The 7329-nt window shown below is 38.7% G+C and carries 6 protein-coding genes; all 6 read right to left on the bottom strand.

What is annotated here, in order from left to right; translation table 11 throughout:
- Positions 1 to 147: 147 nt before the first annotated feature.
- The 6 genes from P9M13_02045 to P9M13_02020 all read right to left on the bottom strand — a co-directional run bounded on the left by P9M13_02045 (position 148) and on the right by P9M13_02020 (position 7216).
- Positions 148 to 1455 carry a porin gene (locus P9M13_02045; protein ID MDP8262071.1) on the bottom strand — a complete coding sequence of 436 codons (1308 nt, stop codon included), beginning with the start codon at positions 1453 to 1455 and terminating at the stop codon, positions 148 to 150.
- Between the two features lie 17 nt (positions 1456 to 1472).
- Positions 1473 to 2156, bottom strand: coding sequence for a PhoU domain-containing protein (locus tag P9M13_02040; protein ID MDP8262070.1), 684 nt, complete (start codon positions 2154 to 2156; stop codon positions 1473 to 1475).
- Between the two features lie 15 nt (positions 2157 to 2171).
- The gene (locus P9M13_02035) at positions 2172 to 3305 is read right to left on the bottom strand and encodes a Na/Pi symporter (GenBank protein ID MDP8262069.1); all 1134 of its coding nucleotides are present in this window, start codon (positions 3303 to 3305) and stop codon (positions 2172 to 2174) included.
- A gap of 95 nt (positions 3306 to 3400) precedes the next feature.
- Entirely contained in the window at positions 3401 to 4822 is a 1422-nt protein-coding gene (locus P9M13_02030; protein MDP8262068.1) for an ATP-binding protein, read from the bottom strand.
- 14 nt (positions 4823 to 4836) lie between these two features.
- The gene (locus P9M13_02025) at positions 4837 to 5517 is read right to left on the bottom strand and encodes a response regulator (protein ID MDP8262067.1); all 681 of its coding nucleotides are present in this window, start codon (positions 5515 to 5517) and stop codon (positions 4837 to 4839) included.
- A 61-nt stretch (positions 5518 to 5578) separates the two neighbouring features.
- Positions 5579 to 7216, bottom strand: coding sequence for a Na/Pi cotransporter family protein (locus P9M13_02020; GenBank protein MDP8262066.1), 1638 nt, complete (start codon positions 7214 to 7216; stop codon positions 5579 to 5581).
- Positions 7217 to 7329 lie beyond the last annotated feature (113 nt).

Raw genomic sequence — 7329 nt, 5'->3', positions numbered from 1 at the left:
GTCTTAAGATCGGATCCTTAGAAGAATGGCTTAAGAAAACATTAGAAGCTTATATTCATAATCCTGATATTGATCCTTATTTACTCTTACCTCCCAAATAATTCCCCCTTTTGCTCACCGGTTACTAATATACTTGGGTTTCACCTGTTAAAAATTTATCTGGAATCGACCTTCTAGAATATCGGATGAGCCGGTACTATTACGGTTAGAGTGAACATAGTTACCCATTACACGCATACATGGATTCCAATACCAATTCAGCCCTACAGATACATCTGAGACAATTCCGCCTAAAATATTCTTATCCTTAAGATCAAGATATGAGTACCGCACAGTAACCTCCCACGCACCCCATGTCTTATCTTTAATTGAGAACTTCTTCAGCGGTTTTACGCGGGTAAAACATCCTCTTTTCATGTGATAAGCCCTGTTTTCACCCGTAAGGAAGTAACTTCCGTATACATATACCCCGGGGAAATACGTATGCGAAGAATTGCTGTGTGATTGATCAACAAAGGATTGCATTAGCTCACTCTGCAAAGAGAATGAACCATAGACAAGCGCGGTTTCTAGTCCCAATATACTTACATAGTCTGCATCAAATGTATACGTATCTACGTAGCGTTGTGATAAATGTGTCTCCGGTCTCTCTCTATATCGGAGATCATCTCTCGGATCCCTTAAACTGTAAGCGGCTCCGACATGAAGCAACACTCTCCCCTCTTCCTTATATATAGGGAGCCCTGTAATACGTCCAGTAGCAGCCCCCCCTCCTCGGTCAGAAAAACCAAAATCATCACTCTGCCGAAACACACCCGCGGCCCAAGTGAGCCTTTTATCAAACAAAGTATTATTTAATTGCAGACCCATATTTCGGCTGGGTGCAAAAACGTTAGGTAATCCCCGTTCCAAAAAAGTGATGTAATTGCTACTGGTAAGCTCTTCAAGACTAAACGGTTCTTTAAAATGTCCCACTTTAAATGTGCCGATAAATGGAATATGTTTCATTCCTAAATAGACATTCTTAAAATCAGCATCTCCATCAGCAAAGTCATATTGCGCTTTGAAAAAATAATCTTTATATATATCACCCGAAATATACAAACGCGCCCGTCTAAACTCTGCGTTTCCGTCCGGTTTGCCCACTAAATCCTTCAGTGCAGTATCCTGTTTCATCCATGCAGTATCAGCCTGTATACGCCCGCCGATTTTTATTTTTACATTTTCGTCAGCCGTTTTCATATGAACGCCGTGTTTCCAATACACCTTAAGGTCGTTTTTTCCGGCGGGCTTAATGCTTGCTTGTGCTAACGAACTATCTATCTCTTGCTTCGTTTCTTGAGAAATCTCTTCTTTAGTCCTTTCAACAAGGATATCTATCTCACTTGCGTAAAGTCTCGCGTTAATAGATAAACTGACTGTTAGTATTGCTACGAAAAAGAATATTCTTTTCACGCATTTTCTTCCTTGTATTATTGAACTTCGCCTTGCCTTGTTTTTTCATCAAAATGATCGAGATCAGTAAGCGGCATATATACTGAAGAGGCAATATTCCCGAGATGAGCACAAATCCTTTTGTAATACCTAAGCGTCAACGTTGAGCATACTGCCTGATTTGTCTCTAACTTACTTTTTGCAAGCTTTTCAATTCCTGTATCACATGCTTTAACAATACCACGCTCTATATCAACTATTTCCTGTGCCAATTTCTCATCTGAATCAATAAAACATTTCTTTGTCTTCTGAAATATATCCAAAAGTTTCTTATCCATAGAATCAAAGAGATCTTCGTAATACCCCTTATCATACGGCCTTTGCAAAAGCTCGGTCACTTCATACAAGTTCTTTGCATAATCCCCGAGCCTCTCAGCATCTTTTACAACACTCATTAAAATAAGCGATGTAGGCATATCAACCGTTGGCTGTAGCGCAAAATGTTCAATAACCCTTTTGCGTATATCCCGCTGAAGTTTATTGATTGTACGATCCATTTTATAGATCGTATCCTTAATATCTGTTTCGGTATCTTCCCCCGTTAATCTCTTATTCACCAGAACAAACATTGTCTCGGAATCATTGAGCATAGTTTCAAAATCACCTAACACCTTAGACATGAAATCTTTACCTTTCCAAAAATTAATAATGCTTTTAAACATAATCTTTCCTCCCTTTTATTTAAAATATTCTGTAATAAATATTAGTATGCCTGGAACAATAAAAAACAATGTCACTACATACAAAATTGCATATCCTCTTTTCCTGTACGCCAGTTCACCGAGCGACTTTGCCAATCGTATCGGAATTTTCCTAAACAACTGTATCGGATAGAGAACCGTAACACCTATCATATTAAAAAGAAAATGTACAAACGCTATAATAATTGCCGATACATTTCCTGTCGCAAATGCCGCAAGAATAGATGTTGTCGTTGTTCCGATATTTGCTCCCATCGTAAGAGGAAATATTGTCTCGATATTCATGATACCAGCCGCGACAAGGGGTATCAATAAAGAAGTTGTTATCGAGCTGCTTTGCACCAATATGGTGAATATAACTCCCGCAATTATTGCAATAATACCGCTTTTTCCAAGAACCTTATCGAGTGAATTTTCCACCTTGTTCACAACAAGAGATTTCATTAGCTTAACGATGAAATATAGTGCTAAGAATAGAAGCGCAAATGAAAGAGCAAGCATTATTACATAGGCCGTTTTCTTGTGGTCTCCGGATAAATCTATTAAAGCATGCTTGATCATATTAATAACCGGTTTTGTAATGGCTTTTATCGGGCTATTAAACGTCGTTCCACCCACTCCTGCAAAAAGCGTACTCATCCATGTTGCAGTCTTTTGAAGAAATCCTGTCGCTAATTCAAGGGGGAACATGATCGCTACACAGATCATGTTAAAGAAATCATGCACGGTCGCCCCGGCTATTGCCCGCTTAAACTCTTCCCTACGAGTTACGTGGCCCAAAGATACAATGGTATTGGTTACCGTTGTGCCAATATTTGCGCCCATAATGATTGGAACGGCATTCGTTACGGTTAAAACCCCGCCACCAACCATACCCACAACCATTGATGTTGTCGTTGACGAGCTTTGAATAACGCTGGTCGCAAGAACACCGATAAAAAGACCAACAAAAGGATTTGATGTCGTTTGGATAAGATGCTCTGCAAATCCTTCTCCAAAGCCCTTAAACGCCGCGCCCATCATGCCAATACTTATTAAGAACAAATACAAAAACAACACGACGCATAAACTCTTAATAATAGTATTCAAATGTTCATTCTTTATATACACATTCTCTCCCTGTTAAAATCATGCGCATATAATAGAATATAATTGTGAAGATAGTATGAAGGAAATATGAAGATTTCGTGAAGATAGCACTGCAACTAACAGGAGAGAATAACAGTAACGGAAGTCCCTTTTCCCGGCTCACTATCGATATGTACCTGCCCGTTGTGTAATGATACAATGTGCTTAACAATGGATAAACCAAGACCGGTCCCGCCACGTTCGCTTGATCTGGCTTTATCTACTCTATAAAACCGCTCAAAAACGCGCGTGAGCTCTTCCTGTGGAATTCCAATGCCAGAATCAGTGATCTTTATCTTAAGAGCATCTTTTTCTTTTTCTAACGATATCTTTATAATTCCGCCTGGTTCAGAGTATTTCACCGCATTATCGATAATATTGACTATTATCTGCTCAATGCGATCCTTATCAGCTGAAATAGTAAAATCAGAACCGGTATAGTTAGTTTCAAGTGAAATATGCTGTTTATTTAACGCGTGACCAAAACCGAGAAGCACTTCTTCAATCAACTCTTTAAGATCAAAATGTGTCCTTTCAATTCTATCTCTTTCAAGTTCCAGCTCCGTAAGGGTCAAAAGATCATTTACAATAGCATCGAGCCGGATCGTATGCTTATTAATAATAGAGAGAAACCGCTTGGCGTTTTCTTTATCGTCAAGCGCACCGTCTTCTAACGTTTCAACAAATCCCCGTATAGATGTAAGCGGTGTCTTGAGTTCGTGCGATACATTTGCAACAAAATCTGTTCTCACTTTATCCATTTTTCTTAAATTATCCATCTTAATCTGAAGTTCAACAGCCATGCTATTAAGAGACTGAGCTAATTGACCAAGCTCATCTTTAGAAGTGATTTTGATCTTTTTTGTAAAATCTCCTTTTGCAAAATTCTCTGCTTTTTCTTTCATCTCATATATTGGCCTGGTAACGCTTCGTGAAGCATAATATCCAATAATGAGCGCGCAAATAAGAGCTATAACGCCACCGAACAATACTACTCGATAAATGAGTTTTTTTTGTATTTCGATATCTGCAAGCGGAACCGCTAATCTAACTATTCCAACGATCTGATTCTTGTTTTTTATTGCCGTAGCGACATATTTCATCCTCATACCGACAGTACTACTATACCGCGTACTATCCCCGTATCCATTATTAAGCGCTCCGACAATCTCTGGCCGTTCCTTATGGTTATCCATATTTCCAGGACGAACACGAGAATCCCCCAAAACCGCCCCATTATTATCAAGCACAGTCACTCTGTAATGCAACCGCACTGCTAGTCTTTTTACTTCTGTTTGCACATCACTGCTGTCTTTACGCTCAATACACTTCTGTATTATATCGCCAACAAGAAACGAGTTACTTTTAAGCTCTTCAATGATTTTATCCTCATAATAATCCTGAAGCCTCAACCCAACAAAAAAGTTCATCACAAATATTGATATAAGTGATACACATGCAAACGCACTTAATAATTTCCAGATTATTTTATCTTTCATGAGCTTATTCCTTCTTACTCCTTAAAGCGATATCCCGATCCACGTACAGTCTCTATGTAGCTTTTTGCGTTGCCCAGCTTTTTACGCAGTGATTTTATATGTACATCTACGGTTCGGTCATATACCGGAGAGTCATAACCGAATACCCGATCGAGAATTTTTTCCCTTGATAGGACCATCCCCGGTTTCTGCATAAAATATTCTAAAAGCTTGAATTCTGTACGCGTAAGTTTAATTTCTTTTCTATGCACAGTTACCTTTTGTTTTTCCGGGTCTAAACATATTGCGTTTTCATTTGAAGCACCTTTGCTATCAGAGACCGCATGTCTTCTTAAAACAGCTTTTATACGGGCGCTCAACTCACGGACACTAAACGGTTTTGTAACATAATCATCAGCACCAAGTTCTAGTCCAAGTACCTTATCTGTTTCCTGAGACTTTGCACTTAACATAATTATAGGCACGCGGCTTGTCTTTTTATCAACTTTTAACAGCTTACAGATTTCAAAACCGTCCTTATCGGGGAGCATAATATCTAAAATAATGAGATCTATTCGTTCCTTTTCAAGTAAGCGAAACGCTTTAGCGCTATTTCCCGCAGAAAAAACACGATACCCTTCCTTGGTAAGATTATAATCAATCATCTCACAGATATCTTTTTCATCTTCAATGATAAGAATATTGGCTTGGGACATTATCTTTCCTCAGGCAAGCGTTTCATACAAATCTGTAAATAATAGGTATGTATAGACTTTCTTATGCAATGCTTTTTTGTCTTTGTTCCCACTGCAACCCATCTATAACTTTTTGAGCAACATTATCGAGGTGATCAGCAATTTTTTCAAAATTACTTATTAAATCTAAAAATACCACGCCTGAAAGGGCATCACATTTACCATCTTCAAGGCGATGTATATGATTATCCTTAAACATTTCACGCATACTGTTTATACGCTCTTCAAGCTTTAACACTACTCGAGCCTCATGAATATTGTTTGCTTTTAAAGACTCGATCGTGGAATCGATCATTAGATCTACTTCTTCATGTATCTTCTTGCATTCCTCGAACGCTTTATCAGACAGCTTGAGACCACTATCAATCTTTTGCTCCGCTAAATCTCTTAAATTCTCAGCGTGATCACCAATTCTTTCAACGTCATTAATTACATGTAATAAAACAGGAATCTTTTGAGATTGCGCTCTGGTGAGCTCTTCCCCCATAAGATCTACAAGATAATTTGTAACTGCTTCCCGCATTGAGTCAACTGCTTCTTCCCCGCGAGTTATCTTATCCAAAGATTTAGGATTATTTTTATAAAAGCTTTCCATTGCAAGATTAATCATTTTTTTGGTAAGTTCAAGTGTTCTGACAGTCTCCTTCTTTACCGCGTCAATTGCAATGGGTGGAGTACTTAAAAGGTGCGGCTCTAAATATTTCGGCATATAATCAAACTCTTCTTCTTCTTTACCCTTAAATACCTTCATAAGAGCCGTCGCATATTGACCGACAAAGGGGAGAAAAATAAGCGTTGTAACGACATTAAATAAGGTGTGGACATTAGCGATTTGGCGCGGCAAATAATCAGAACTTGCAACAGCAAATGTTTGCAAAAGTGATATAAACGGAAAGAATATGATCACACCTAACACATTAAAGAATATGTGCGCGATGGCAACCCTTTTTGCGGTAACATTCGCCCCTATTGACGCAATAAGGGCTGTTACACATGTGCCGATATTACATCCCAAAATAAGCGGTATGGCAGCATGCAAATCGATCAGATTTGCCATGGCAAGCCCTAGAACCATACCCGTTGTAACAGAACTGCTCTGAGTAATAGCGGTTACAACTGCTGCAGCAAGAATCGCAAGAACTGGGTAACGGCTAAAGCTGACAAAAATGTCATTAAACAATGCAGAGTCACCTAAAGGTTTTACTGCCCCAGTCATAATTTTTAGACCTAAAAACAATATTCCAAAACCCAAGACAAAATTTGCGATATTCTTTGTTCTTTTCTTTTTAGCAAAAAGAAGCATGAGCATGCCGATACCAATAACCGGCAAGGCAAAATCTGTCAGCTTAAAAGCAATGAGTTGGGCGGTAATTGTTGTACCAATATTTGCGCCAAAAACAATGCCTAGGGCTTGTTTGAGTGTCATGAGGTTTGCGTTCACGAAACCGATCGTCATGACTGTTGTTGCAGAAGATGATTGAGTGAGGCTGGTAACTCCGGCACTTACCATAGCCCCCTTAAAAGGGTTATTGGTAAGTCCCGAAAGAATTTTTCTCATTTTTTCACCACATATTTTTTGCAGTCCCTCGCTCATTACCCATATACCATAGATAAAGAGTCCTAAACCACCAAATATGCCAAAAATAAGTCCCTGAACCATATTTCTTTACTCGCTTATAAATAATAGTATTGCTCGTTTAATTGAATATGTCTTCCTGCTAACATGTAGTGAATCTGCTATATAGTAATCTCCCTCCATAAATACATCAAGAA

Origin of the sequence: Candidatus Ancaeobacter aquaticus (genome assembly GCA_030765405.1) — a bacterium.
In the GTDB taxonomy this organism is placed as follows: domain Bacteria; phylum Auribacterota; class Ancaeobacteria; order Ancaeobacterales; family Ancaeobacteraceae; genus Ancaeobacter; species Ancaeobacter aquaticus.
The sequence above is the reverse complement of the archived record's forward strand: the minus strand, read 5'-3'. Positions and strand labels throughout refer to the sequence as shown.

Bases quoted from the DNA above. Each gene is read 5' to 3' on its own strand.
- P9M13_02020 (MDP8262066.1), bottom strand. From the start codon at position 7,216: ATGGTTCAGGGACTTATTTTTGGCATATTTGGTGGTTTAGGACTCTTT.
- P9M13_02025 (MDP8262067.1), bottom strand. From the start codon at position 5,517: ATGTCCCAAGCCAATATTCTTATCATTGAAGATGAAAAAGATATCTGT.
- P9M13_02030 (MDP8262068.1), bottom strand. From the start codon at position 4,822: ATGAAAGATAAAATAATCTGGAAATTATTAAGTGCGTTTGCATGTGTA.
- P9M13_02040 (MDP8262070.1), bottom strand. From the start codon at position 2,156: ATGTTTAAAAGCATTATTAATTTTTGGAAAGGTAAAGATTTCATGTCT.